The organism is Rhodanobacter humi (genome assembly GCF_041107455.1).
GTDB lineage: Bacteria > Pseudomonadota > Gammaproteobacteria > Xanthomonadales > Rhodanobacteraceae > Rhodanobacter_A.
Window position 1 is genome coordinate 255,349 of sequence record NZ_JBGBPY010000001.1, and the last position, 24,974, is coordinate 280,322.

The following is a 24,974-nucleotide window of genomic DNA, read 5'->3' on the forward strand; positions in this document are numbered from 1 at the left end:
GCCAAGTGCCGCGACACGCCGTTCGCCAGCGCGTCGCACACGCCGCTTTCAGGTGCCGAACAGCGCCCGCATCGAAGTTGCATCCGGCCGCGCGATCACCCCGCGCTCGGTGACGATGGCGTCGATCAGGCTCGCTGGCGTCACGTCGAATACGGGGTTCCAGGCCTCGGCGCCTTCGACCACCACGCGCCGGCCGCCGATACCCAGCAGCTCGGTCGGGTCACGCAGTTCGATCTCGATCGCCTCGCCCGAGGCGGTGGCCATGTCCACCGTGGACGACGGCGCCACCACCATGAACTTCACGCCGTGGTGCCTCGCGGCGATCGCCAACTGGTAGGTGCCGATCTTGTTCGCGGTGTCGCCGTTGGCGGCGATGCGGTCGGCGCCCACGATCACCCACTGCACGGCACCCGACTTCATCAGGTGTGCGGCGGCCGAATCGGCGATCAGCCTGGCGGGAATGCCGTCGCGCACCAGCTCGTACATGGTGAGCCGCGCGCCCTGCTGCCAGGGCCGCGTCTCGCCCGCGTACACGTGCACGATGCGTCCCTGCGCCACACCGGCGCGGATCACGCCCAGCGCCGTGCCGAAGCCCGCGGTAGCGAGCGAACCGGTATTGCAGTGGGTGAGCACGCCCGAGCCCGACGCGATCAGCGCGGCGCCCAGCTCGCCCATGTGGCGGTTCGCGGCCAGATCCTCGTCCTGGATCGCCTGCGCCTCGCGCTCCAACGCGGCCGCATCGGCACCCGCGACGATGCGCGCCTTCATGCGGTCCAGCGCCCACATCAGGTTCACCGCAGTGGGCCGCGCGGCGCGCAGCATCGCCAGCGCTTCGTCCAGCGTAGCCCCCTGCTGCGCGGCCAGCACCACGCCCCAGGCTGCGGCGATGCCGATCGCCGGCGCGCCGCGCACGGCGAGGTCGCGGATGGCCTGGGTCACTTCACCGGCATCGCGGCAAGCTATCCAGCATTCCTCTTGCGGCAGCAACCGCTGATCGAGCAAACGGAGCTGGTCGCCGCGCCATTGCACGGCGCGGACGCGGTCGTAACGGTCGTAATCCATGAGGAAACTTCGTGTCGTGAAACGGAGGAGTCAGGGCGATTCCGGCATCACCAGCCACAGGATCAGGTAGATCAGGATGCCCGACCCACCCAGCAAGGTGAGGATGATCCACGCCACCCGCACCAGGGTCGGGTCCCAGCCAAGGTATTCGGCGATGCCGCCGCAGACGCCGGCGAGCTGGCGGTTCTGGCGGGAACGGCAGAGACGTTTTTCCATGCAGGCGGATCCTGTCGAGAGAAGGTCAGTCGCGCGCGCGCAACCACTGGTGGATCGCCGGCGGCACCTCGCGCTGGGCACGGCCGGAGACGTAGATGCCGATATGGCCGCCCTTGAACGCCAGCTCGGTGTAGTCGGTGCTGCCCGCGCGGCGCGCCAACGCGCGCGAGGCGTCCGGCGGCACCAGGTGGTCCTGCTCGGCGTAGATGTTGAGGATCGGCAGTTCGAGCTTGCGCAGATCCACTTCGCGACCGCCGATGACGAGGCCGCCCTTCACCAGCTTGTTGCCCTGGTAGAAATCCTTGACGAACTGGCGGAAGGTCTCGCCGGCCTGGTCGGGCGAGTCGAAGATCCAGCGCTCCATGCGCAGGAAGTTCTCCAGCTCGACGGGCTTGTCCAGAATGTCGACCAGGCCCACGTACTTCTGCTGGTTGAGGCGCACCGGCTTCAGCGTGAGGTAGACCCAGTTCATCAGCATCGCCGGCACGTTGCCGAGCGTGTCGACGAACAGGTCCACGTCCAGTTCGCGGCACCAGTGCGAGAGCATGTTGTCCGGCGTCTGGAAATCCACCGGTGTGACCATGGTGACGAGATTCTTCACCTTGTCCGGGTGCATCGCGCCGTAGCACAGCGAGAACGCGCCGCCCTGGCAGATGCCGAGCAGGTTGATCGTGTCCAGACCGTGGCGCTCGCGCACCGCATCCACGCAGCGGTCGAGGTAGCCGTTGAGGTAATCGTCCAGCGTCAACCAGCGGTCGGCGCCGTCGGGATAACCCCAATCGATGAGATAGACGTCCTCGCCCTGCGCGAGCAGGTTGCGCACCAGCGAGCGGTCGGGCTGCAGGTCGGTCATCCACACCGTGTTGACCAGCGCGTAGACGATCAGCGTGGGCGTTCGCGCGGTGGGCGCGCGATCGCCCTGCATGTGCCACAGCTTCAGCTTGTCCTCGGCGTACACCAGCTCGCGCGGCGTGTTGGCGTAGCCGGGCTCGCGCATGCCGCGCAACTGGCCCATGCCGGCGCTTAGCTTGCGCTGGAACGCGCCGATTTCCTGCATCAACCGGGCCGGATCGAGATGGAGCGGGGTATCCATGAGGGCTCCCTTCAGCGCTTGCGCGGCGTGGTGGCGGGTGATGCCGGCTTGCCGCGCGCGGGCGCCTTCGCAGCGGCGGTGCGCTTGGCCGCAGCCTTCGGTTTCGACTCGACAGGCCCTGCCGCAAGCGCAGCGAGTTCGCGCTTCAAGGCCGCCACTTCGCGCCGCAGCTCGAGGATTTCATCGGCGACTGCGCCACTGCCCTGCTTGCGCAGATCGCGGCGCAGCTGTTGCAGGCGTTCGCCCAGCGCCGAGACTTCCTCGCGGGTGGGCACGCCCAGCTCGCGGCACAGCTGACCGGTCTGCCGCTGCTGCAGCTGGCGCACGCGCATCTGGCTGTTGACCATCTCGCCGTAGGCCGCGCGGAAATCGTCGGACAGCGCGATCTCGGCATAGGCCTCTTCGGCGGCGTCCACCCACAGGTCGTACAGCGCCTTCAGCGACTCGATCGGCGGACTGGCCGCATCGCGCTGTGCCAGCCGTGCTTGCAGGCGTTCCAGCCCCTGTGCATTCGCCCGCTGGATCAGCGTCTGGTAGCGCGCGTTCGCCTCCAGCGCCACCTGGATCGCCGCCGTCAGCTCCTGCTGCTGCATCAGCTGTTCGCGATGCAGGCCGAACGCCGGCACCGGGCCGTTCGCCGCCGCCGGCATGGCGAAACCGCCGGACTGCATCGACTGCAGCCAGGCCTGCCACTGCTGCACGAAACCCTGCGCGGCGGTGTTGTCAATGCCGTTGAAGGCCTGGGTGAATGGCTGGTTGCCGGAGCCTGCCCAGGCGCGCAGCAGGCTCTGCCAGTCCGCGCCGGGCTGGCTGGCGCCGGCCGCCGCCACGCCCTGCATCCAGTCGAAGCAGCCCCTGAGGCCGGCCAGCGTACGCTCCAGTGCCTCGTTGCCGGCCGGTGGCGGCGCAGCAGCGGGTGGCGGTTGCAACTGGCGCAGCCACGCATCCCAGGATTGCTGGGCGAGCACCTGCCAGTCCTTGATGAAATCGCCTGCCTGTCCGTTCATCGCGCATCCTCGTCTGCCACGCATGCATCGTAGCAAAAGCGTGTTGCACGAAACGAACGAGGCCCGGCATGGCCGGGCCTCGTTCGCGTTGCATGCAGCTCAGGCTCAGGCGTCGCTGCCCTCACCCTCGGCCACCGCCTTCATGGACAGGCGGATGCGGCCCTGCTTGTCCACTTCCAGCACCTTGACCTTGACGATGTCGCCTTCCTTGAGCTTGTCGGAGACCTTCTCGACGCGCTCGTTGGAGATCTGCGACACGTGCACCAGGCCGTCCTTGCCCGGCATGATGGTGACGAACGCACCGAAGTCCATCAGCTTGGCAACCTTGCCTTCGTAGATGCGGCCCGGTTCGACGTCGGAGACGATCTGCTCGATGCGCTTCTTCGCCGCCTCGCCCGCGTCGCGGTTGACCGAGGCGATGATCACGGTGCCGTCGTCGTTGATGTCGATGGTGGCGCCGGTCTCCTCGGTGATCGAGCGGATGGTGGCGCCGCCCTTGCCGATGACTTCGCGGATCTTGTCCGGGTGGATCTTGATGGTGATCAGGCGCGGCGCGTACTCGCTCATCTCGGTGCGCGCGGTGCTGAGGGCCTTGGCCATCTCGCCGAGGATATGCAGGCGGCCGCGCTTGGCCTGGGCCAGCGCCACCTTCATGATCTCCTCGGTGATGCCGTCGATCTTGATGTCCATCTGCAGGGCGCTGATGCCCTCGGAGGAACCGGCCACCTTGAAGTCCATGTCGCCGAGATGATCCTCGTCGCCCAGGATGTCGGACAGCACCACGAAGTCGTTGCCTTCCTTCACCAGACCCATCGCGATGCCGGCCACCGGCGCCTTCAGCGGCACGCCGGCATCCATCATCGCCAGCGAGGAACCGCACACCGAGGCCATCGACGAGGAACCGTTGGACTCGGTGATTTCCGAGACCACGCGCAGCACGTAGGGGAAGGACTCCAGCGAGGGCTTCACCGCCTGCACGCCGCGCTTGGCGAGGCGGCCGTGGCCGATCTCGCGGCGCTTCGGCGCGCCGAAGCGGCCGGCCTCGCCCACCGAGAACGGCGGGAAGTTGTAGTGGAACAGGAACGGATCCTTCGACTCGCCGGCCGGCGCGTCGATGATCTGCGCGTCGCGCGTGGTGCCCAGGGTGACCGTGACCAGCGCCTGCGTCTCGCCGCGGGTGAACAGCGCCGAGCCGTGGGTGCGCGGCAGCACGCCCACGCGGGCGGTGATCGCGCGCACGTCGTCCAGCTGACGGCCGTCGATGCGCACCTTGGTCTTCAGCACGCTGTCGCGCAAGGTGTGGTACTCGAGCTCGCCGAACTCCTTGGCGAGTTCGGCCTTGTCCCAGCCCTTCGCCTCGGCGTCGGCCTTCAGCGATTCCAGCACGTCGGCCTTGATCGCGGCGATCGCGTCGCGGCGCTGCAGCTTGTCGCGCACCTGGAAAGCGGCTTCCAGCTTGTCGCCCACGGCGCCCTTGAGCGCGGCGACCAGCGCCTCGTTGCGGGCCGGCGGCTGCCAGTCCAGCGACGGGCGGGCGGCCTCGGTGGCCAGCTCGGCGATCGCGCGGATCGCAACCTGCATCTGCTGGTGGCCGAACACCACGGCGCCGAGCATCACGTCCTCGGACAGCAGCTCGGCCTCGGACTCCACCATCAGCACCGCACCGGCGGTACCGGCGACGACCAGGTCCAGCTGCGAGCCGGCCAGTTCGGTGGTGGTCGGGTTCAGCAGGTACTGGCCATTGGCGTAACCGACGCGGGCGGCGCCGATCGGACCCTTGAACGGGATGCCGGCGAGGCTCAGCGCGGCGGACGCGCCGATCAGCGCCGGGATGTCGCCGTCGATCTCGGGGTTCAGCGAAACGACCTGGGCGATCACCTGGACTTCGTTCTTGAAGTCTTCCGGGAACAGCGGGCGCACCGGGCGGTCGATCAGGCGCGAGGTCAGCGTCTCCTTCTCGGTCGGACGGCCTTCGCGCTTGAAGAAGCCGCCCGGGATGCGGCCGGCCGAGTAGAACTTCTCGACGTAGTCGACGGTGAGCGGGAAGAAGTCCTGGCCTTCCTTCGCCTTGGCCGCAGCCACCGCGGTGACCAGCACCACGGTGCCGCCCATGCTGACCATCACCGCACCGGACGCCTGGCGGGCGATTTCGCCCGTCTCCAGCGTGACTTCGTGTTTACCGTACTGGAATGACTTGGTTACTTTCGCCACGGGCTCTGTCCTGTAAGGAGTGCGGCCACGAATGGCCGCTTTTCGATCTTCGCGTTCACGGACGAACGCAGAAACCTTGAAGTGCGGCCACGGATGGCCGCTTTGTGACTTTCGCGCTCGGGTCGAACGCGAAAATCAACGACGGAGGCCGAGACGCTCGATCAGGCTCTGGTAACGGGCCAGGTCGCGGTCCTTGAGGTAGGCGAGCAGGCTCTTGCGGCGATTCACCAGCTTCAGCAAGCCGCGGCGGGAGTGGTGATCCTGCTTGTGCGACTTGAAGTGGTCGGTGAGGTGGTCGATGCGGGCGGACAGCAGCGCCACCTGCACTTCGGCGGAGCCGGTGTCGTTGGCCACGCGGCCGAAGTCAGCGATGATCTTGCCGGTCTGTTCTGCGGTAAGAGACATGGTGATACCTGTTTCCTTGAAAAGGCGATGCGAAGCTTGCGTGTGCACCGCTGTGGCGGCGCACACGCAAGCTTCGCCTGTTGGATGAAAGTACTGGAATAACTTGCTTATTCTAGCCGCGCCCTACCCCTGCAACAAGGGCAATGGCAGGCAAATCGGGGCCGATTCACGGTGGCGGCAGGTTGAAACCGCGCAGGATGCGGCTGCGCCCCTCCGCATCCAGTTCCACGAGCGCCAGCAGGGCGCCGTCGCTGGCGAACGCGGCGTGACACCCGCTGGCCCCGGCCACCACGATGGGCTGGCCGCGGACGATCGCCTGGCTCTGCACCTCGTCCAGCTGCAGTACCGGCCAGTCGGCCAGGCCCGCCGCCACCGGCAGCAGCCAGGCCAGCAGGGCCTCGTCGCCCTGCCCGGCCGCCTGCTCCAGTTGCTCCAGCGTGACCATGCGCGGTTCACGGAACGGCTCCACCCACACCCGCCGCAAGGCGGTGAGGTGGGCGCCGCAGCCCAGCGCCTCGCCCAGGTCGACCGCCAGCGAACGCACGTAGGTGCCCGAACCGCATTCCACTTCGAACACCAGGCTGTCCGTCGTGCGCGAAAGCAGTTTCAGCCGGTACACCTCCACTTCACGTGGCGGCGCTTCCACCGCCTCGCCGCGACGCGCCTTCAGGTACAAGCGTTCGCCACCCTGCTTCAGCGCCGAGTAGGCCGGCGGCACCTGCACGATGCGACCGCGCAGCGGCGCCAGTGCCGCCTCGACCGCCGCCTCGTCCAACGCGGGCACGGGCCGCTCGCGCACGACCTCGCCCTCGCGATCGGCCGTGGTCGTGGTGATGCCCAGCCGGCATTCGGCCCGGTAGGCCTTGCGCGCGCCAAGCAGATTGCCAGCGAGCTTGGTGGCCTCGCCGAAGCACAGCGGCAGCAGGCCGGTGGCCATGGGATCGAGCGCGCCGGTATGGCCGCCCTTGGCGGCACGGAACAGCCGGCGCACCTCCTGCAAGGCCTGGTTGGAACTCAGGCCGGCGGGCTTGTCGAGCAGCACGATGCCGTGCAGATCGCGCCAGGCGATGCGGGGCAGCTTGCGTTCGCGGGGCATGGAGCTCGAATTACGGTTCGTCGTCCGAGGACGCCACGTCGCCCGCATCGCGCAGCAGCGCATCGATGCGTTCGCCCTTGTCCACCGAGTCGTCGTACTTGAAGCGCAGTTCCGGCACGCGGCGCAGCCGCATGCTGCGCGACAAGGCGCGACGGAACTCGCCGGCCAGCGTGTTCAGCGCCTTCACTGCCGCTGCCGACTGCTCGGGCAGCAGTGCGGTCACCCATACCGAGGCGTAGTCAAGATCGCGGCTCACCTCCACGTCCGACACGCTGCACGACGGCAGGCCGTGGTCGCGCACCGCGGCGTGCACCAGCAGGCCGATTTCGCGGCGCAGTTCGGCGCCTACGCGGTCGGTACGTTTGAAGTCGCGGGAGGGCATCAGAAACTCCGAAGACAAAATCCCTTCTCCCTTCGGGAGAAGGTGCCCCGACCTGCAAACGCCTGGAGCGTTTGCGGAACGGCGAAAGCCGGCCCCGTCAGGGGTGAGCACCATGGATGGTGCGAATCAAGGGCGGATGAGGGTTCACGGCCCTGCACAAAGTTCCATGCAAGCCCTGAACCCTCACCCCAACCCCTCTCCCGAGGGGAGAGGGGTTCGAGACATTACAAGGTGCGGGCGACTTCGATACGCTCGAAGCACTCGATCTGGTCGCCGACCTTGACGTCGTTGTACTGCTTCACGGCAATGCCGCATTCCATGCCACTGCGCACCTCGTCGACGAGGTCCTTGAAGCGCCGCAGCGACTCCAGCTCGCCCTCGAACACCACGGTGTTGTCGCGCAGCACGCGGATCGGCTTGCTGCGTTTGACGTGGCCTTCGGTGACCATGCAGCCGGCGACCGCACCGAACTTGGAGCTGCGGAACACGTCGCGCACCTGGGCGATGCCGATGATCTCCTCGCGGATCTCCACGCCGAGCAGGCCGGACGCCGCCTGCTTCACCTGGTCGATCACGTCGTAGATGATCGAGAAATAGCGCACGTCGAGGCCGGCGGTATCGATCACCTTGCGTGCCGAGGCGTCGGCACGCACGTTGAAGCCGATCACCAGCGCCTTCGAGGCCGCCGCCAGGGTGGCGTCGGATTCGGTGATGCCGCCGACACCAGCCGCGATCACGTTGACCTTCACGTTCTCGTTGCCGATCGCGCTCAGCGACTCGCGCAGCGCCTGCACCGAGCCCTGCACGTCGGCCTTGACCAGGATGTTGAGGGTCTGCATGGCGGCACCCTGACCCATCTGGGCGATGATGTCCTCCAGGCGGTTCGCCTTGCTGACCATGCGCGTGTCGCGGCGCTTCTGCGCGCGCTCCGCCGCCACCTCGCGTGCCAGCCGTTCGTCGGCCACCACCACGAAGTCGTCACCGGATTCCGGCACGCCGGACAGGCCGAGGATCTGCACCGGAATCGACGGGCCGGCTTCCTGCACGGTCTTGCCGGTCTCGTCGACCAGCGCACGCATGCGGCCGAACTCGATGCCGCAAACCACGAAGTCGCCGCGCTTGAGCGTGCCCTGCTGCACCAGCACGGTGGCGACCGGACCACGACCGCGGTCGAGGCTGGATTCGATCACCACGCCGGAGGCCGGGCCGTCCTCGACGGCGGTCAGCTCCATCACCTCGGCCTGCACCGAGATCGCATCGAGCAGGTCGTCGATGCCCATGCCGGTCTTCGCCGACAACGGCACGAACGGCGTGTCGCCGCCCCACTCTTCCGGGATGACTTCGAGATTGCCGAGGCCCTGCTTGACGTGGTCCGGATTCGCGTCGGACTTGTCCATCTTGTTGATCGCGACGATCAGCGGCACCTTGGCGGCGCGCGCGTGCTGCACGGCTTCCGCCGTCTGCGGCATCACGCCGTCGTCGGCGGCCACCACCAGCACCACGATGTCGGTGGACTGCGCGCCGCGGGCACGCATCGAGGTGAACGCGGCGTGGCCCGGGGTGTCGAGGAAAGTGATCACGCCCTTCGGCGTGTCCACGTGGTACGCGCCGATGTGCTGGGTGATGCCGCCGGCCTCGCCCGAGGCGACCTTGGTGCGGCGGATGTAGTCCAGCAGCGAGGTCTTGCCGTGGTCGACGTGGCCCATGATGGTGACCACCGGCGGACGCGGCTTCTTCTCGCCATCCAGCTCGGCGCTCTGGGTGTGTGCGGCCAGCGCGGCCTCGGCGTCGTTGGCATTGGCCTCGACCACGTTGTGGCCGAGCTCTTCCACCACCAGCACGGCGGTGTCGTGGTCGATGGTCTGGTTGATGGTCGCCATCACGCCCATCTTGAACAGCGCCTTGACCACCTCGGAACCCTTGACCGCCATCTTCTGCGCCAACTCGGCGACCACGTTGGCATCGCCCACGACGACATCGCGCACGACGGCTGCGGTGGGTCGGGTGAAGCCATGCGCACCGCCTGAAGCCGAACCGCGCACGGCCTCGCGCACGGCACCCTTGCCGGGCTTGCCGCGCTTGCCGCTGGAACGGCGTGCGCGATCGGCTTCGCTCAGATGCAGTTCGCCGGAGGCGAAACGCTTGCCGCCCGGCGCGTCGTCGCGGTCGCGACCGCCACCATGACGGGCCTTGCCGCGCGCACTGTCACCGGCGGCAGCAGCCGCCGGACGCGCCGGAGCGGGGGCGGGCGCCGGAGCGGGGGCGGGCGCCGGTTTGACCAGCTTTTCGCGCTTGCGCGGCTCGTGTACCTGCGGAACGATCATGCCGAGACCGCGCGTATCGAGGCGCTGCACCGCGGGCTGTGCCTCGTCGGCGGCGGGTACGGCGGTGACCGGCTCGGCCGCTTCCTGCGCCGACTCGGCGAGCGCTTCGGGCTCGCCCGCGGATTCGGGTTCAGCGGCGGAGGCAGCCTCGACTTCGGCCTGGCGGCGGCGCTCCTCGGCCTCTTCCTGCGCGCGCTGCTGCGCTTCCTGCTCGCGCTGCTGCGCTTCGTGCTTGCGCAGCTCGACATCGCGGCGCCCTTGCTCTTCCTGCGCGCGCTGCTCGCGCGACTCGGCCAGCTTGCGCACAGCCTCCTCGCGCTCGGGCTCGGCGCTGGCCTCTTCGGCGATCACGCTGCGCTTGACGTAGGTGCGCTTGGCGCGCACCTCGACGTTGACCGTCTTCGCCGTGGCCGCGGCACCGCGGCCGCCGGGCGTGGAAACCTTCAGTTCGCCGACCGTGCGCCGCTTCAGCGTGATCTGGCGCGGGGCGCTGTCGGTGGTCTCCGCGACCGGCTCGTTCTTGCCGTGGGTACGGCGCAGGAAGCCCAGCAGCTTCACCTTCTCGGTGCTGCTGATGACCTGCTCCGGGTCGGAGAATTTCATGCCGGCCTCGCCAAGCTGGCTCAGCAGCTTGTCGACCGGCAGGCCCAGTACCTGGGCGAGTTGTTTGATCGTGACATCCGACATCGTGTTCTTTCTCCGCCGTTCCCGCGCTTGTCGTCCGTGCGGCTTCGCCTGCACGTACACCGCCGTCCCTGGTGGAAGGCCCGAGGCCTTCCTCGGCGCGCCCATCCCGGGCGCCGCCGTTCGCGGTTAGCCGCCCTTCTCCAGTTGCTCGATCATCGGTGCGCGCGCCGCCATGATCAGCGCCGCGGCGCGTTCCTCGGTCATGCCTTCGATGTCGATCAGGTCGTCCACCGCCTGGTCGGCGAGATCGTCGACCGTCACCACGCCGCGGGCCGCCAGCGCGTAGGCCGTGGTCTCGTCCATGCCGTTCAGCTCCAGCAGTTCCTCGCTGGGCTGGTGCTCGTCGATGGTTTCCTCGACGGCCAGCGCCTCGGTGAGCAGCGCATCGCGAGCGCGGGCGCGCAGTTCCTCGACGATGTCCTCGTCGAAGCCCTCGACCGCCAGCAGCTCGGCGCTGGGCACGTAGGCGATTTCCTCGACGCTGGAGAAGCCTTCCTGCACGAGGATGTTCGCGATCTCCTGGTCCACTTCCAGCTTGTCCATGAACAGCTGGCGCGCGGCCTCCTGCTCGGCCTCGCTCTTGGCGGCGACCTGGTCCTGGGTCATCACGTTGAGCTGCCAGCCGGTGAGCTTGCTGGCGAGGCGCACGTTCTGGCCGCCGCGGCCGATCGCCTGGGACAGCTTGTCCTCGGCCACCGCGATGTCCATCGAGTGCTTTTCCTCGTCCATGATGATGGACTGCACTTCGGCCGGCGCCATCGCGTTGATGACGAACTGGGCCTGGTTCTCGTGCCACAGGATGATGTCCACGCGCTCGCCGTTGAGGTCGTTGGACACCGCCTGCACGCGCGAGCCGCGCATGCCGATGCAGGCGCCGATCGGATCGGTGCGGCTGTCGTGGGCCACCACGGCGATCTTGGCGCGGTCGCCCGGATCGCGGGCACAGCCCTTGATCTCGACCAGGCCCTGGCCGACTTCCGGCACTTCCAGCTTGAACAGCTCGATCATGAACTCCGGTGCGGCGCGCGACACGAACAGCTGCGGCCCGCGCACTTCGGACTTCACTTCGAACAGGTAGCCGCGCACGCGGTCGCCCACGCGCACCGACTCGCGCGGAATGGTCTTGTCGCGCGGGATGAAGGCCTCGGCGTTGCCGCCCAGGTCGAGGTAGATGTTGCCGCGCTCGACGCGCTTGACGATGCCGGTGATCAGCTCGCCCACGCGATCCTTGTAGGCGTCCACCACCTGCTGGCGCTCGGCTTCGCGCACGCGCTGCACGATCACCTGCTTGGCGGCCTGCGCCGCGATGCGGCCGAACTCGGCGTTCTCGATCTGCGTCTCGATGTACTCACCCACCTGGGCGTCGGCGCGCTCGTCCAGCGCGTCCATCAGGCGCAGCTGGTAGAACGGCGACTCCATCTCGCCGTCGTCGGCGATGATTTCCCAGCGGCGGAAGGTCTCGTACTCGCCGGTGTCGTGGTCGATGGACACGCGGATGTCCGGCTCCTCGTCCGGATAGCGCTTCTTGGCCGCCGAGGCCAGCGCGGCCTCCATTGCCTCGAAGATCACCTCGCGCGGCACGCCCTTTTCGTTGGCAACCGCGTCGACCACCAGCAAAAGCTCTTTGCTCATTGCAACAACTCCATGGGCGCCGCACGGCGACCGATCGGTAACTTGGCTTTTGCGTTCGTCCTTGAACGCCGAGATCAAGAAACAACCATTCCTGGCTGCGCTTTAACTATGCTTTTGCGTTCATCCGTGAACGCGAAGATCAGGAAGCAGCCATCCATGGCTGCACTTTTCAGTATCCGTCCGTCCATGACCTGGCTGTGTACTGCGACCATCCATGATCGCATGGTTGAACGGGGCGACTCAGGCTTTCTTCTTGCCGGGGCCCTTGCCGGGCTTGGGCTTGGGCGCGTAGCCCAGCGCCACCCAGTCCGGCACCAGCCGTGCGCTTTCCACCTGGGCATGTTCGAAGACGAACAGCTTGCCTTCGGCTTCCAGCGAGATGCGCTCGCCTTCCACCGAGAGCAGCTTGCCGCGCAGGCGGCGACGCCCTTCCAGCGGCGCGCGCAGCAGCAGCTTCACCTCCTGCCCCGCCGCCCGTGCGAATTGCGCGGCGGTGAACAGCGGACGATCGATCCCGGGCGAGGAGACCTCCAGCACGTAGTGGCCGGGGATCGGATCCTCCACGTCCAGCAGCGCGGAAAGCTCGCGACTGGCCGCTTCGCAATCCTCGATGCCCACTTCGCGCCGCTCGCCTTCGGCAGCAGCCGCACCTTCGGGAAGGTCCAGGTAGACCCGCAGGGTACTCTGCCCCTGCGACGGCGTGAATTCCACGCCCAGGCATTCCAGCCCGAGATCGGCCAGGACGGTGCTGAAGCGTTGTGCGAGTGCGTGCGTGTCCATCAATACGTTTCCAGGTCGCAAAAACAAAAAATGGGCTCAAGCGGCCCATTCCCTGCTCCGTGCCGGAGCGTCCTCGCCGATGTACCGACTCCAGGCAGCTCCTCCGGCGTCCGCGCGGCATCAAAACCGGAACAGACGCGGCGCATCCTGCGCCCAACAAAAAAGCCTCACGAGGAGGCTTTCTTGTCCAAGAAAGATCTGGTAGCGGGGGCAGGATTCGAACCTGCGACCTTCGGGTTATGAGCCCGACGAGCTGCCAGACTGCTCCACCCCGCATCAGAGTCCGAAGATTCTAGCGGGACTTGCCATTTACCGCAAGCCTAGCAGAAGGACTTTCGATCAAATCCTTCGATCAACCCAGGCCGAACGAGTGGCGGCACCAGCCCAGCAGCGGTCCCCAGTACACGCCCAGCACCAGCAACGCCAGCGCGTTGAGCGAGAGCACCACGCGCATCGACATGTCGGGTGCGGACTGGTCGGCGCCGCCCTCTTCGGCCTTGTCGAAGTACATCACCTTGACCACGTGCAGGTAGTAGTACAGGCCGACGATCGCGAACACCGCGCCGGCGAGCGCCAGCCACAGCATGTGCGCGTCGATCGCCGCCTGCAGCACCAGGTACTTCGCGTAGAAGCCGAACAGCGGCGGCACGCCGGCCAGCGAGAACATCGCCAGCGCCATCAGCGCGGCGAACCACGGCGAACGCTGGTTCAAGCCCTTGAGATCGGCGATTTCCTCGCATTCGAAGCCCGCGCGGGCCAGCGCCAGGATCACGCCGAACGCGACCGTGCTCATCAACGCGTAGCTGATCGCGTAGAACATCGCCGAGGCGTAGCCTTCCGGCCCCGCGTTGACCAGGCCCATCAGCAGATAGCCCATGTGCGAGATGGTCGAGTAGGCCAGCATGCGCTTGAGGTTGGTCTGCACGATCGCGACCAGGTTGCCGATCGCCATCGACAGCACCGCGATCACGGCCAGCATCGGCTGCCAGTGCTGCGACAGGTCGCCCAGCCCGGTTTCCAGCAGGCGCCAGGCCATGCCGAACGCGGCCAGCTTCGAGGTGGAGGCGATGAAGGTGGTGACCGGCGTGGCAGCGCCCTGGTAGACGTCCGGAATCCACATGTGGAACGGCGCCGCGCCCAGCTTGAAGGCGATGCCCACCAGCATGAAGATCAGGCCGAACACCAGCAGGTGCGGCATCGCGCTCTGCGGCACCGCGGCGTGCAACTGGGCCAGGTCCAGCGTGCCGGTGGCGCCGTACACCATCGACATGCCGTACAGCAGCATGCCCGAGGACAGCGCGCCCAGCACGAAGTACTTGATCGCCGCCTCGGAGGACAGCGGCGAGTCGCGGTTCAGCGCCACCAGCGCGTAGGACGACAGCGTCAGCAGCTCCAGCCCCAGGTAGATCATCACCAGGTTGCCGGCCGAGACCAGCAGCATCACGCCGATCGTGGCGAAGATCATCAGCGTGTAGAACTCGCCCGCGTACTGCTTGCGGTCGAGCAGGTAGGGCCGCGCGTAGATGAACACCAGCACGGTGCACAGCAGCGCGAACACCTTGAGGATTTCGGACGTCTGGTCGCGGATGAACATGTCGCCGAACGCGGTCACGGTGACGTCGGGCTGGCCCGCGATCACCATGAAACCGGCCAGCAGCATCACCACGATGGAGAGCCAGTGCAGCGACCAGCGCTGCTCCGGCTTCATGAAGGCATCCGCCAGCAGCAGCACGCACGCCGCCGCCACCAGGTAGAACTCCGGCAACAGGACCAGGATGTCATTGAAGGTAGGCATGTTCTATCCCGATCAGATCTTGTGGATGGCGAGCTGCTGCACCAGCTGCGTCACCGAGCTGTCCATCAGGTGGATCAGCGGCTCCGGCCAGATGCCCAGCGCCAGCACCAGCGCGGCGAAGGCGCCCAGCACGAGCGTCTCGCGTCCGCTGATGTCCTTCATCTCGGCCACGTGCGGGTTGTGGATCTCGCCCCACAGCACGCGCTTGACCAGCCACAGCGTGTAGCCCGCGCCGATGATCAGGGTGAACGCGGCGAACAGCGCGATCCACGGGCTGGCCTTGAAGCTGGCCAGGATCACCATGAACTCGCCCACGAAGCCGCTGGTGCCCGGCAGGCCGCAGTTCGCCATCGCGAACAGCACGTAGAAGAAGCCGAACCACGGCATCACGTTGATCAGGCCGCCGTAATCCTTGATCAGGCGGGTGTGCAGGCGGTCGTACATCACGCCGATGCAGGTGAACATCGCGCCGGAGACGAAACCGTGCGAGATCATCTGCACCATCGCGCCCTGCATGCCGAGCCGAGCCGTGTCGACGTCACCCAGCTCGCGCGCCAGCATGAAGGCGATGAAGATACCCAGCGTGACGAAGCCCATGTGCGCCACGGACGAGTACGCCACCAGCTTCTTCATGTCCTCTTGCACCAGCGCCACGTAGCCGATGTAGACGATCGCGATCAGGCTCAGCACCACCACCACCCAGGTGAAGTGCGCGCCGGCATCCGGCACGATCGGCAGGATGAAGCGCAGCATGCCGTAGGTGCCGACCTTCAGCATCACCGCCGCCAGCACCACCGAGCCGCCGGTCGGCGCCTCCACGTGGGCATCCGGCAGCCAGGTGTGCACCGGCACCATCGGCACCTTGATCGCGAACGCGAGCAGGAAGGCGAAGAAGATCCAGGCCTGCTCGGTGAACGTCAGCGGCAGCGCCGCCAGCGTGCGCAAATCGAACGTGCCGGCCTTGTGATACAGGTACAGCAGCGCGATCAGCATGAAGATCGAGCCGAGGAAGGTGTAGATGAAGAACTTCAGCGTCGCGTACACGCGGCGCGGGCCACCCCAGATGCCGATCAGGATGAACATCGGGATCAGCATCGCCTCGAAGAACACGTAGAACAGCAAGGCGTCGGTGGCGCAGAACACGCCGATCATCAGGCCTTCGAGCACCAGCATCGCAGCCATGTACTGGTGCGTCTTGTTCTGGATCACCTCCCACGCACCGATCACCACGAGGATGCCGACGATGGTGGTGAGCAGGATCAGCGCCACCGAGATGCCGTCCACGGCGAGGCCGTAGTGCACGTTCAGCGAGGCGATCCACAGGTGGCTCTCGCCCAGCTGCATGCCGCCCTGCGCGGCGTCGTACTGCGGCAGCAGGAACAGGCTCACCACGAAGGTGAGCACCATGAACAGCAGCGCGAGCCAGCGCGCCACGTTGGGGCGGGCGGCGCCGGCCAGCAGCACGGGCACTGCGCCGACAATGGGCAGCCAGATCAGCAGGCTGAGCAAGTGATTGAACATGTTTGCCTGCTTCCCTTTATTGCGCAGCCAGCGTGGAACCAAACAGCCAGTACCCGCCGAGCAGCAGGATCAGGCCGATGATCATCGCGAAGGCGTACTGGTAGAGGTAACCCGATTGCAGCCGGCGCATGCCCGAGGCGACGCGACGGGTCATGGCGGTGGTGCCGTCGATCATCACGCCGTCGATCACCGCGGCATCACCCGCCTTCCAGAACAGGCGACCCAGTTTCACGCCGCCGCGAGCGAACAGCACGTAATACACCGCGTCGAACCAGTACTTGTGGTTGAGCATCTGGTAGAACGGGTTCAGCGCGTTCTTCAGCTTGTCCGCCACCGACGTGTTGAACAGATAGATGTACGTGGTGATCGCGAAAGCCAGCACCACCAGGCCGAACGGCAGGCTCCAGAAGCCGTGCAGCGCCATCGCCAGCGCGCCGTGGAACTCGTGGCCCATCTCGCCCAGCACGTCGTTCGCCTCGTTTACGCGGATGGCCGAGCCGAACCAGCCGCCGAACAGCATCGGCTTGACGGTGAAGAAGCCCACCAGCAGCGAGGGGATCGCCAGCAGCACCAGTGGCAGCGTCACCACCCACGGCGACTCCTTGGGCGTCTCGTGCATGATGCCCTGCTCGTGGTGGCCGTGGTCGTCCATGTGCTCGACATGGTGGCCATGGCCGTGGTCGTGCACCACGGTGAAGCGCTCCTTGCCATGGAAGGTCAGGTACATCTGGCGGAACGTGTAGGTGGCGGTGACGAAGGCGCCGGCCATCACGCAGAAGTACGCATAAGCCGCGCCCCAGCGATGCGACTCGCCCACCGCCTCGATGATCGCGTCCTTGGAGTAGAAGCCCGAGGTGAACGGGATCGCCACCAGCGCCAGCGAGCCGATCCACATGGTGATCCAGGTGATCGGCATGTATTTGCGCAGGCCGCCCATGTAGCGCATGTCCTGCTCGTGGTGCATCGCGATGATCACCGAGCCCGCGCCGAGGAACAGCAGCGCCTTGAAGAACGCGTGGGTCATCAGGTGGAACACCGCGCCGGCGTAGGCCGACACGCCCAGCGCCACCGTCATGTAGCCCAGCTGCGACAGCGTGGAATACGCGATCACGCGCTTGATGTCGTTCTGCACGATGCCGATCAGGCCGGTGAACAACGCACCGGTGGCGCCGATCACCATCACGAAGCTGAGCGCCGACTGCGACAGTTCGAACAGCGGCGACATGCGCGCCACCATGAAGATGCCCGCGGTCACCATCGTCGCCGCATGGATCAGCGCGGAGATCGGGGTGGGGCCTTCCATCGAGTCGGGCAGCCACACGTGCAACGGCACCTGGGCGCTCTTGCCCATCGCGCCGATGAACAGCAGCACGCAGATCACCGTGGCCGCATCCCACTGCACGTTCTGGGTGATCGCCAGCGTCTTGCCGACCAGGGTCGGGGCGGCCGCGAACGCGGTGGCGTAGTCCAGCGTGCCGAGGAAGCTCAGCACCGCGGCGATGCCCAGCAGGAAGCCGAAGTCGCCCACGCGGTTGACCAGGAAGGCCTTGAGGTTCGCGAAGATCGCGGTCGGCCGCTTGTACCAGAAGCCGATCAGCAGGTACGACACCAGGCCCACCGCCTCCCAGCCGAAGAACAGCTGCAGGAAGTTGTTCGCCATCACCAGCATCAGCATGGAGAAGGTGAACAGCGAGATGTAGCTGAAGAAGCGCTGGTAGCCGTCGTCGTCGGCCATGTAGCCGATGGTGTAGACGTGCACCAGCAGCGAGACGAAGGTGACCACCACCATCATCATCGCGGTGAGGCGGTCGACCATGAAGCCCACGCTGGCGTTGAACTTGCCGATCTCGAACCAGGTGTAGAGGTTCTGGTCGTAGTTCGCCGCGCCGCCCCAGACCAGCTGGTACAGCACGTAGAACGACAGGGCGCAGGAGATCGCGAGGCCCAGGATGGTGACGCTGTGCGCGCCCGCGCGGCCGATCTGCTTGCCGAGGAAGCCGGCCAGCAGGCAGCCGACCAGCGGTGCCAGCGCGATGATCAGCAGGATGGATGTGGAAAGCGCCATCGGATCAACCCTTCATGCTGTCGATTTCGGCGACGTTGACCGTGCTGCGGTTGCGGAACAGCAGCACCAGGATCGCCAGGCCGATCGCGGATTCCGCCGCGGCCACGGTGAGGATGAAGAACACGAACACCTGCCCCGCCACGTCGTGGCCGAAGCGGGAGAACGCCACGAAATTGATGTTCACCGCCAGCAGCATCAGCTCGATCGCCATCAGCAGCACGATCACGTTCTTGCGGTTGATGAACAGGCCGGCGACGGCGATGCAGAACAGGATCGCGCCGAGCACGATGAAGTGCGAAAGGGTAATCATGGCTTGGACTCCGGGGTCGGGGCCGGCGCGGCATCGACGGGACGCTCGGCCGCCATCTTCACCACGCGCACGCGGTCGCGCGGGTTGATCGCGACCTGCTCGCTGGCCAGCTGGCGCTTGGTGCCGGTGCGCTGGCGCAGGGTCAGCGCCACCGCGGCGATCACGCCCACGGTGAGGATCAGCGCGGCGACCTCGAACGGCAGCAGGTATTGCGTGTACAGCGCCTTGCCCAGCCATGCGGTGTTGGAATCGCCGGCCGGATTCGCGCCCATCGTCTGCGCGTGCATCACGCGCACGCCGATCAGCGCCAGCATCTCCACCAGCATCACCACGGCCACCACCAGGCCCACCGGCAGGAACTTCACGAAGCCCTCGCGCAGCTTCTCCTGGTCGATGTCCAGCATCATCACCACGAACAGGAACAGCACCATCACCGCGCCCACGTAGACCACGATCAGCGCGATGGCGAGGAACTCCGCCTCGGCCAGCATCCAGATGCAGGCCGTGCTGAAGAAGGTCAGCACCAGCGCCAGCACCGCATGCACCGAGTTGCGCAGCGTGATCACCGCCAGCGCGGCACCCACCGTGACCACGCCGAAGGCGTAGAAGCAGACGAGTTGGAACAGGTTCGAATCAATCATGATGTTCCATCCTCAGCGATACGCCGCGTCTTGCGCGCGATCGGCGGCGATCTGCTGCTCGAAGCGGTCGCCGATCGCCAGCAGCTGCTGCTTGTTCACCACGTTCTCGCCGCGGTGCTCGAAGTGGTACTCGTGGATGCTGGTCTCGACGATCGAGTCCACCGGGCAGCTCTCCTCGCAGAAGCCGCAGAAGATGCACTTGAACAGGTCGATGTCGTAACGCGTGGTGCGGCGCTGGCCGTCGCTCTCGCGCGGCGCCGAGTCGATGGTGATCGCCAGCGCCGGGCACACCGCCTCGCACAGCTTGCACGCGATGCAGCGCTCCTCGCCGTTCGCGTAGCGACGCAGCGCGTGCAGGCCGCGGAAGCGGTTCGACTTCGGGATGTGCTCCATCGGGTAGCGCATCGTGTACTTCGGGCTGAACATGTAGCGCCAGGTCAGCGCCATGCCCTTGAGCAGCTCGATCAGCAGCAGACTGTTGAAATAACTGATTACGCGTTTCATCGGAACCTCAGACCCCCGCGATGCCGTAGTACTTCATGCAACCGGCCACCAGCACCCAGACGATCGTGATCGGAATGAACACCTTCCAGCCCAGTCGCATGATCTGGTCGTAGCGGTAGCGCGGGAAGGTCGCGCGGAACCACAGGAACAGGAAGGCGACGGCGAAGGCCTTGATGAACAGCCACAGGAAATTGCCATGGCCGAGGAAGCCCCAGCTTTCCGGGAACGGGCTGAGCCAGCCGCCCATGAACAGGATCGAGGCGAGGAAGCTCACCAGGATCATGTTCGCGTACTCGGCGAGGAAGAACAGCGCGAACGCCGAACCGGAATATTCCACGTGGAAGCCGGCGACGATCTCCGACTCGCCCTCGGCCACGTCGAACGGCGCGCGGTTGGTCTCGGCCACGCCGGAGATGAAGTAGACGACGAACACCGGCAGCAGCGGCCACATGAACCAGCTGAAGATGCCCTTGCCACCGGCCTGCGCGTTGACGATGTCGGTGAGGTTCAGCGAGCCGGCCAGCACCAGCACGCAGACCAGGCACAGGCCCATCGCCAGTTCATAGGAGATCACCTGCGCCGCCGAACGCATCGCGCCGAGCAGCGCGTAGCGCGAGTTCGACGCCCAGCCGGCGAGGATGATGCCGTACACGCCCAGCGAGGTCATCGCCAGCAGGTAGAGCAGGCCCGCGTTCGCGTTCGACAGCACCATCTTCGTGCCGAACGGGATCACCGCCCAGGCCGCCAGCGCCGGGATCAGCGCGAGCAGCGGCGCGAGGTAATACAACGCACGGTTCGCCTTGCTCGGCAGGATCACTTCCTTCAGCAGCAGCTTCACCACGTCGGCGAAGGCCTGCAGCAGGCCGAACGGACCGACCTTGTTCGGCCCCATGCGCACGTGCATCCAGCCAATGACCTTGCGCTCCCAGTACACGAACATCGCCACGGCGATCACCAGCGGCAACACGATGCACAGGATGTAGATGATCGGCCAGACGAGCTGGTTGAGTAGCTGTTCGCCCATGTGCCTTACGCCTTGCTCAAGGTGATGGCTGCGCCGTAGGGCGGCAGCGTGGCGGTGATGTCCTGCGCGGCCTCGATCCACACCGCACCGTCGGGCACGGCGTGGTCGACAACCAGCGGCAGCGTCGTGTCGGCGATGCGCAGCTGCGCGCCGTCGGCCAGGCCCAGCCGCGCGGCTTCGTCCGCGTTGAGGCGCACGGCCGGCGCGCGGTTCAGCGGATGCGCGTTGAGCGCAGTGGCCCGGCGCAGCACCGCGTCGCCACGGTAGATCGGCCAGGTGGCGAGGCGGACAAGACCGGCTGCCGGCTTGCGCGCGGCGAGCGCGTCGCGTGCCGCGGCGCCGCGCGCCACGATACCGTCGCGCAGGCCGGCGAGGTCGTCGAACTCGAAGCCGGCGAGCCGCAGCAGGCCACCCAGCGCACGCAGCACCTTCCAGCCCTGACGGGCCTCGCCCGGCGCCTTCGCCCCGGCCTGCACCGCCTGCACGAGGCCATCGACGTTGACCAGGGTGCCGTCGGTTTCCGGCAGCAGCGCGATCGGCAGGATCACGTTCGCCACCTCGCGTAGCGCGGGGCTGGCGTAGGCGCTGAACGCCACCACCTGCTGCGCGCCGCGCAGCGCGGCGAGCGCGAGCGCGCCGTCGGCGAAGTCGTGCGGCGGCTCCACGCCGTACAGCACGTAGCCCTTGCGCGGCTGCGCCAGCATGGCCTGCGCGTCCAGCCCGCCGTTGCCCGGCACCACGCCGAGCTGGGCCAGGCCGAGCGCGTTCGCGCCCACCGGCAGCTCGTCGTAGCCGGCACCGGTGGCGCTGGCGATGAAGCGCGCGATCGCGCGCAGCCACGAGGCTTCCGGATGGGTGGCCGCGGCTTCGCCCAGGATCACCACCGCCCTGCCCGCCTTCAGCGCGGCGATCGCGGCATGGTCGCCCTCGTCGCTGGCCGCGGCGTTGATCGCGTCGACCAGCGCGGCCGGCGCGGCGGCGCCTTCCGCCACCGCGGCACGGGCCAGCGCCAGCAGCGCGTCGACCATGCCCTGCGGCGGCACGATCGCGGCACCGGCCAGCTTGTAGTTGAACTCGAACGCGGCCGGGTTGACCGCATACACCTTGGCGCCCTGCTTGGTCGCCTGGTGCAGGCGATGGTTGAGCAGCGGCATCTCGCGGCGCAGGTCGGAACCGACCAGCAGCGCGGCCTTGACTTGCTCTACCTCCGCCACCGGCAGGCCGAAGCCCGTGGCCACGGCGTGGTCGGCGAAGTCGAGCTGGCGCAGGCGGTGGTCGACGTGGGCGCTGCCCAGGCCGCGCGCGAGGCGCAGCAGCAGGTCGGCTTCCTCGTTCGTGGTGGCCGGATGCACCAGCACGCCCAGCTCGCTGCCCGGTACGCTTTTCAGCGATTCGGCGGCGGCAGTGAGCGCGTCTTCCCAGGTGGTCTGCTGCCAGGCGCCGTTGCGCTTCACTTCCGGCTGCTGGATGCGGTCGGCCGCGTACAGGCCCTGATGGCTGTAGCGGTCGCGGTCGGACAGCCAGCACTCGTTGACCGCCTCGTTGTCGCGCGGCACCGTGCGCAGCACTTCGCCGCGACGGGTGTGCAGCCACAGGTTGGAGCCCAGCGCGTCGTGGTAGCCGATCGACGGCTTGGCGATCAGTTCCCAGGCGCGCGCCTGGAACTGGAATGGCTTGTTGGTGAGCGCGCCCACCGGGCAGACGTCGATGATGTTGCCCGACAGCTCGGTCTCGACGGTTTTCCCGATATACGTGCCGATCTGCAGGTTCTCGCCGCGGCTCATGCCGCCCAGCTCGTAGCTGCCGGCGATCTCGCTGGTGAAGCGGATGCAGCGCGTGCACTGGATGCAGCGGGTCATCTCGGTGGCGACCAGCGGCCCGATGTTCTCGTCAGCGATGGTGCGCTTGCGCTCGGTGAAGCGCGACACGCTGCGGCCATAGCCCAGTGCCACGTCCTGCAGCTCGCACTCGCCGCCCTGGTCGCAGATCGGGCAATCCAGCGGGTGGTTGATCAGAAGGAACTCCATCACGTCCTTCTGGAACTTCAGCGCCTTGTCCGAGCGTGTGGTGACCTTCATGCCCTCGCCCACCGGCGTGGCGCAGGCCGGCTGCGGCTTGGGCATCGGGCGGCCGCCCATCTCCACGTCGACCAGGCACATGCGGCAGTTCGCGGCGATCGGCAGCTTGCGGTGGTAGCAGAAGCGCGGGATGGCGACGCCGATGGCGTCGGCCGCCTCGATGATCATCGCGCCCTTGCGGATCTGCACGGGCTTGCCGTCGACCTCGATGTTGACGAGGTCGGGGGCGACATTATTGGTGGGCTGCGCACTCATGCAGCGACTCCACGGTTGGCGGCGAGCTGGTCCTCGGTCATCGAGCGGCCATGCTGCACGTAGTATTCGAATTCGTTCCAGAACTTGGCGAGGAAGCCCTGCACCGGCCACGCGGCGGCTTCGCCGAACGCGCAGATGGTGTGCCCCTCGATCTGGCCGGCGATGGCCTTGAGGCGATGCAGGTCGTCCTGCGTGCCCTTGCCTTCCACGATGCGGTCGAGCACGCGGTACATCCAACCGGTGCCTTCGCGGCAAGGCGTGCACTGGCCGCAGGACTCGGCCTTGTAGAAGCGTGCGATGCGGTGGCAGGCCTTGACCATGCAGGTGGTCTCGTCCATCACGATCACGGCGCCGGAGCCGAGGCCCGAACCCGCCTTTTGCAGGCAGTCGTAATCCATCGTGGCTGCCAGCATTTCCTCGGCGTTGAGCACCTTCATCGAGGAGCCGCCCGGGATCACCGCCTTGAGCTGGTTGCCGTTGCGCACGCCGCCGGCCATTTCCAGCAACTCCTTGAACGAGGTGCCGAGGCGGATCTCGAAGTTGCCTGGCCGGTTGACGTGGCCGGAGACCGAGAAGATCTTCGGGCCGCCGTTGTTCGGCTTGCCCAGGCCCAGGAACCAGTCGGCACCGTTGCGCAGGATCGCCGGCACCGAGGCGTAGGTCTCGGTGTTGTTGATCGTGGTGGGCTTGCCGTACAGGCCGAAATTGGCCGGGAACGGCGGCTTGAAGCGCGGCTGGCCCTTCTTGCCTTCCAGCGACTCCATCAGCGCGGTTTCCTCGCCGCAGATGTAGGCACCGGCGCCCAGTGCGCCATAGATGTCCACGTCGATGCCCGTGCCCTGCACGTTCTTGCCGAGCAGGCCGGCCGCGTAGGCTTCCTTCAGCGCTTCCTCGAAGTGCTCGAACGGCTCGTGGTGGAACTCGCCGCGCAGGTAGTTGTAGGCCACCGTCGAGCCGGTGCAGTAGCAGGCGATCGCCAGGCCCTCGACCACCGCGTGCGGGTTGTAGCGCAGGATGTCGCGGTCCTTGGCCGTGCCGGGCTCGGACTCGTCCGAGTTGCACAGGATGTACTTCTGCATCGTGCCCTTCGGCATGAAGGACCACTTCAGGCCGGTGGGGAAGCCCGCGCCGCCGCGGCCGCGCAGGCTGGATTTCTTGATTTCCTCGATCAGGCCGGCGGGATCGGGCTTCTCGGCGAGGACCTTGCGCCAGGCCTTGTAGCCGTCGACCTGCTCGTAGCTGGCCATCGCCCACGGCTTGTCGAAATGCAGCGTGGTGTAGACGACCTGGTGGTCCTGGGGGGCGGGTCCGACCGGACCGTGGGTGCTTGCCATCTCGCGCTTACTCCAGGCCGTCCAGAATCTGCTCGAGCTTCTCGGGGGTGAGCCGCTCGTGGTAATGGCCGTTCACCGTCATCGCCGGCGCGTACACGCAGGCGGCGATGCATTCCTCCTCCTGCTTGAGGTAGATGCGGCCGTCGGGGGTGCTCTCGCCGAGCTTGATGCCCAGCTTCTTCTCGCACAGCTTCACCAGGTCCTCGGCGCCGTTGAGCCAGCACGAGATGTTGGTGCAGATCGCCACGTTGTTGCGGCCCACCGGCTTCGTTTCCAGCATCGAGTAGAAGCTGGCGACCTCGTACGCCCAGATCGCGGGCAGGTCGAGGTACTTCGCCACCGCCGTGATCAGTTCGTCGGTGAGGAAGCCCTGGTTCTGTTCCTGCGCGGCGAACAGGGCCTGGATCAGCGCCGAGCGCTTGCGGTCCGGCGGGAACTTGGTCAGCCAGTGGTCGATGTGCTGGCGCGTGTGCTCGCTGAGCACGACGAGCGGATCGACGTTCTTGACCTGGGCGTAATGTCCGGTGGCTTTCATGCGTTTCTCCGTCGTGC

Annotated in this window: 21 protein-coding genes and 1 tRNA gene; all 22 read right to left on the reverse strand. The window is 66.9% G+C overall.

Features of this window, described 5'->3' with window-relative positions:
- Positions 1-48: 48 nt before the first annotated feature.
- The 22 genes from mtnA to nuoE all read right to left on the reverse strand — a co-directional run bounded on the left by mtnA (position 49) and on the right by nuoE (position 24,957).
- A complete protein-coding gene (mtnA, locus tag AB7878_RS01145; RefSeq protein ID WP_369492596.1) occupies positions 49-1,062 on the reverse strand; it encodes an S-methyl-5-thioribose-1-phosphate isomerase in 1,014 nt (337 codons plus the stop codon).
- A gap of 30 nt (positions 1,063-1,092) precedes the next feature.
- Entirely contained in the window at positions 1,093-1,278 is a 186-nt protein-coding gene (locus AB7878_RS01150) for a PspC domain-containing protein (RefSeq protein WP_077485233.1), read from the reverse strand.
- Positions 1,279-1,303: 25 nt separating this feature from the next.
- Positions 1,304-2,371: a class III poly(R)-hydroxyalkanoic acid synthase subunit PhaC gene (gene phaC, locus AB7878_RS01155; protein WP_369492597.1), complete on the reverse strand. Its 1,068-nt coding sequence runs from the start codon at positions 2,369-2,371 to the stop codon at positions 1,304-1,306.
- Between the two features lie 11 nt (positions 2,372-2,382).
- Positions 2,383-3,378 (reverse strand): poly(R)-hydroxyalkanoic acid synthase subunit PhaE, encoded by a 996-nt coding sequence (locus AB7878_RS01160; RefSeq protein WP_369492598.1) that lies wholly within the window; start codon positions 3,376-3,378, stop codon positions 2,383-2,385.
- Positions 3,379-3,483: 105 nt separating this feature from the next.
- Entirely contained in the window at positions 3,484-5,589 is a 2,106-nt protein-coding gene (gene pnp, locus AB7878_RS01165; RefSeq protein ID WP_369492599.1) for a polyribonucleotide nucleotidyltransferase, read from the reverse strand.
- 135 nt (positions 5,590-5,724) lie between these two features.
- Positions 5,725-5,994, reverse strand: coding sequence for a 30S ribosomal protein S15 (gene rpsO / locus AB7878_RS01170; RefSeq protein WP_369492600.1), 270 nt, complete (start codon positions 5,992-5,994; stop codon positions 5,725-5,727).
- Positions 5,995-6,160: 166 nt separating this feature from the next.
- On the reverse strand, positions 6,161-7,090 hold the full coding sequence (truB, locus tag AB7878_RS01175) for a tRNA pseudouridine(55) synthase TruB (protein ID WP_369492601.1): 930 nt from the start codon (positions 7,088-7,090) through the stop codon (positions 6,161-6,163).
- 10 nt (positions 7,091-7,100) lie between these two features.
- On the reverse strand, positions 7,101-7,472 hold the full coding sequence (gene rbfA, locus AB7878_RS01180; protein ID WP_369492602.1) for a 30S ribosome-binding factor RbfA: 372 nt from the start codon (positions 7,470-7,472) through the stop codon (positions 7,101-7,103).
- A gap of 224 nt (positions 7,473-7,696) precedes the next feature.
- Positions 7,697-10,483, reverse strand: a complete 2,787-nt coding sequence (gene infB / locus AB7878_RS01185; RefSeq protein WP_369492603.1) for a translation initiation factor IF-2 — start codon at positions 10,481-10,483, stop codon at positions 7,697-7,699.
- Between the two features lie 126 nt (positions 10,484-10,609).
- On the reverse strand, positions 10,610-12,115 hold the full coding sequence (gene nusA, locus AB7878_RS01190) for a transcription termination factor NusA (RefSeq protein WP_077485245.1): 1,506 nt from the start codon (positions 12,113-12,115) through the stop codon (positions 10,610-10,612).
- Positions 12,116-12,355: 240 nt separating this feature from the next.
- Positions 12,356-12,895, reverse strand: a complete 540-nt coding sequence (gene rimP / locus AB7878_RS01195) for a ribosome maturation factor RimP (protein ID WP_369492604.1) — start codon at positions 12,893-12,895, stop codon at positions 12,356-12,358.
- A gap of 199 nt (positions 12,896-13,094) precedes the next feature.
- Positions 13,095-13,171, reverse strand: a tRNA-Met gene (locus tag AB7878_RS01200).
- 76 nt (positions 13,172-13,247) lie between these two features.
- The gene (nuoN, locus tag AB7878_RS01205) at positions 13,248-14,690 is read right to left on the reverse strand and encodes an NADH-quinone oxidoreductase subunit NuoN (protein ID WP_369492605.1); all 1,443 of its coding nucleotides are present in this window, start codon (positions 14,688-14,690) and stop codon (positions 13,248-13,250) included.
- A 12-nt stretch (positions 14,691-14,702) separates the two neighbouring features.
- Entirely contained in the window at positions 14,703-16,211 is a 1,509-nt protein-coding gene (locus AB7878_RS01210) for an NADH-quinone oxidoreductase subunit M (RefSeq protein ID WP_369492606.1), read from the reverse strand.
- 16 nt (positions 16,212-16,227) lie between these two features.
- Entirely contained in the window at positions 16,228-18,276 is a 2,049-nt protein-coding gene (gene nuoL / locus AB7878_RS01215; protein ID WP_369492607.1) for an NADH-quinone oxidoreductase subunit L, read from the reverse strand.
- Between the two features lie 4 nt (positions 18,277-18,280).
- Positions 18,281-18,586: an NADH-quinone oxidoreductase subunit NuoK gene (gene nuoK, locus AB7878_RS01220; RefSeq protein WP_077483669.1), complete on the reverse strand. Its 306-nt coding sequence runs from the start codon at positions 18,584-18,586 to the stop codon at positions 18,281-18,283.
- Positions 18,583-19,227 (reverse strand): NADH-quinone oxidoreductase subunit J, encoded by a 645-nt coding sequence (locus AB7878_RS01225; protein ID WP_369492608.1) that lies wholly within the window; start codon positions 19,225-19,227, stop codon positions 18,583-18,585. The genes nuoK and AB7878_RS01225 overlap by 4 nt, the downstream gene beginning before the upstream one ends.
- 12 nt (positions 19,228-19,239) lie before the next feature.
- On the reverse strand, positions 19,240-19,731 hold the full coding sequence (gene nuoI / locus AB7878_RS01230) for an NADH-quinone oxidoreductase subunit NuoI (RefSeq protein ID WP_369492609.1): 492 nt from the start codon (positions 19,729-19,731) through the stop codon (positions 19,240-19,242).
- 7 nt (positions 19,732-19,738) lie between these two features.
- Positions 19,739-20,755, reverse strand: a complete 1,017-nt coding sequence (gene nuoH, locus AB7878_RS01235; RefSeq protein WP_369492610.1) for an NADH-quinone oxidoreductase subunit NuoH — start codon at positions 20,753-20,755, stop codon at positions 19,739-19,741.
- 5 nt (positions 20,756-20,760) lie between these two features.
- A complete protein-coding gene (nuoG, locus tag AB7878_RS01240; protein ID WP_369492611.1) occupies positions 20,761-23,088 on the reverse strand; it encodes an NADH-quinone oxidoreductase subunit NuoG in 2,328 nt (775 codons plus the stop codon).
- Positions 23,085-24,422: an NADH-quinone oxidoreductase subunit NuoF gene (nuoF, locus tag AB7878_RS01245; RefSeq protein ID WP_369492612.1), complete on the reverse strand. Its 1,338-nt coding sequence runs from the start codon at positions 24,420-24,422 to the stop codon at positions 23,085-23,087. Before nuoF ends, nuoG begins: the two co-directional genes overlap by 4 nt.
- Positions 24,423-24,429: 7 nt before the next feature.
- A complete protein-coding gene (gene nuoE, locus AB7878_RS01250; RefSeq protein WP_369492613.1) occupies positions 24,430-24,957 on the reverse strand; it encodes an NADH-quinone oxidoreductase subunit NuoE in 528 nt (175 codons plus the stop codon).
- Positions 24,958-24,974: the final 17 nt, after the last annotated feature.

Bases quoted from the DNA above. Each gene is read 5' to 3' on its own strand.
- AB7878_RS01160 (WP_369492598.1), bottom strand. From the start codon at position 3,378: ATGAACGGACAGGCAGGCGATTTCATCAAGGACTGGCAGGTGCTCGCC.
- infB (WP_369492603.1), bottom strand. From the start codon at position 10,483: ATGTCGGATGTCACGATCAAACAACTCGCCCAGGTACTGGGCCTGCCG.
- rbfA (WP_369492602.1), bottom strand. From the start codon at position 7,472: ATGCCCTCCCGCGACTTCAAACGTACCGACCGCGTAGGCGCCGAACTG.
- nuoL (WP_369492607.1), bottom strand. From the start codon at position 18,276: ATGGCGCTTTCCACATCCATCCTGCTGATCATCGCGCTGGCACCGCTG.
- rpsO (WP_369492600.1), bottom strand. From the start codon at position 5,994: ATGTCTCTTACCGCAGAACAGACCGGCAAGATCATCGCTGACTTCGGC.
- nuoG (WP_369492611.1), bottom strand. From the start codon at position 23,088: ATGAGTGCGCAGCCCACCAATAATGTCGCCCCCGACCTCGTCAACATC.
- truB (WP_369492601.1), bottom strand. From the start codon at position 7,090: ATGCCCCGCGAACGCAAGCTGCCCCGCATCGCCTGGCGCGATCTGCAC.
- nuoN (WP_369492605.1), bottom strand. From the start codon at position 14,690: ATGCCTACCTTCAATGACATCCTGGTCCTGTTGCCGGAGTTCTACCTG.
- nuoK (WP_077483669.1), bottom strand. From the start codon at position 18,586: ATGATTACCCTTTCGCACTTCATCGTGCTCGGCGCGATCCTGTTCTGC.
- phaC (WP_369492597.1), bottom strand. From the start codon at position 2,371: ATGGATACCCCGCTCCATCTCGATCCGGCCCGGTTGATGCAGGAAATC.
- rimP (WP_369492604.1), bottom strand. From the start codon at position 12,895: ATGGACACGCACGCACTCGCACAACGCTTCAGCACCGTCCTGGCCGAT.
- nuoF (WP_369492612.1), bottom strand. From the start codon at position 24,422: ATGGCAAGCACCCACGGTCCGGTCGGACCCGCCCCCCAGGACCACCAG.
- nuoI (WP_369492609.1), bottom strand. From the start codon at position 19,731: ATGAAACGCGTAATCAGTTATTTCAACAGTCTGCTGCTGATCGAGCTG.
- mtnA (WP_369492596.1), bottom strand. From the start codon at position 1,062: ATGGATTACGACCGTTACGACCGCGTCCGCGCCGTGCAATGGCGCGGC.
- nuoH (WP_369492610.1), bottom strand. From the start codon at position 20,755: ATGGGCGAACAGCTACTCAACCAGCTCGTCTGGCCGATCATCTACATC.
- nusA (WP_077485245.1), bottom strand. From the start codon at position 12,115: ATGAGCAAAGAGCTTTTGCTGGTGGTCGACGCGGTTGCCAACGAAAAG.
- AB7878_RS01150 (WP_077485233.1), bottom strand. From the start codon at position 1,278: ATGGAAAAACGTCTCTGCCGTTCCCGCCAGAACCGCCAGCTCGCCGGC.
- AB7878_RS01225 (WP_369492608.1), bottom strand. From the start codon at position 19,227: ATGATTGATTCGAACCTGTTCCAACTCGTCTGCTTCTACGCCTTCGGC.
- nuoE (WP_369492613.1), bottom strand. From the start codon at position 24,957: ATGAAAGCCACCGGACATTACGCCCAGGTCAAGAACGTCGATCCGCTC.
- AB7878_RS01210 (WP_369492606.1), bottom strand. From the start codon at position 16,211: ATGTTCAATCACTTGCTCAGCCTGCTGATCTGGCTGCCCATTGTCGGC.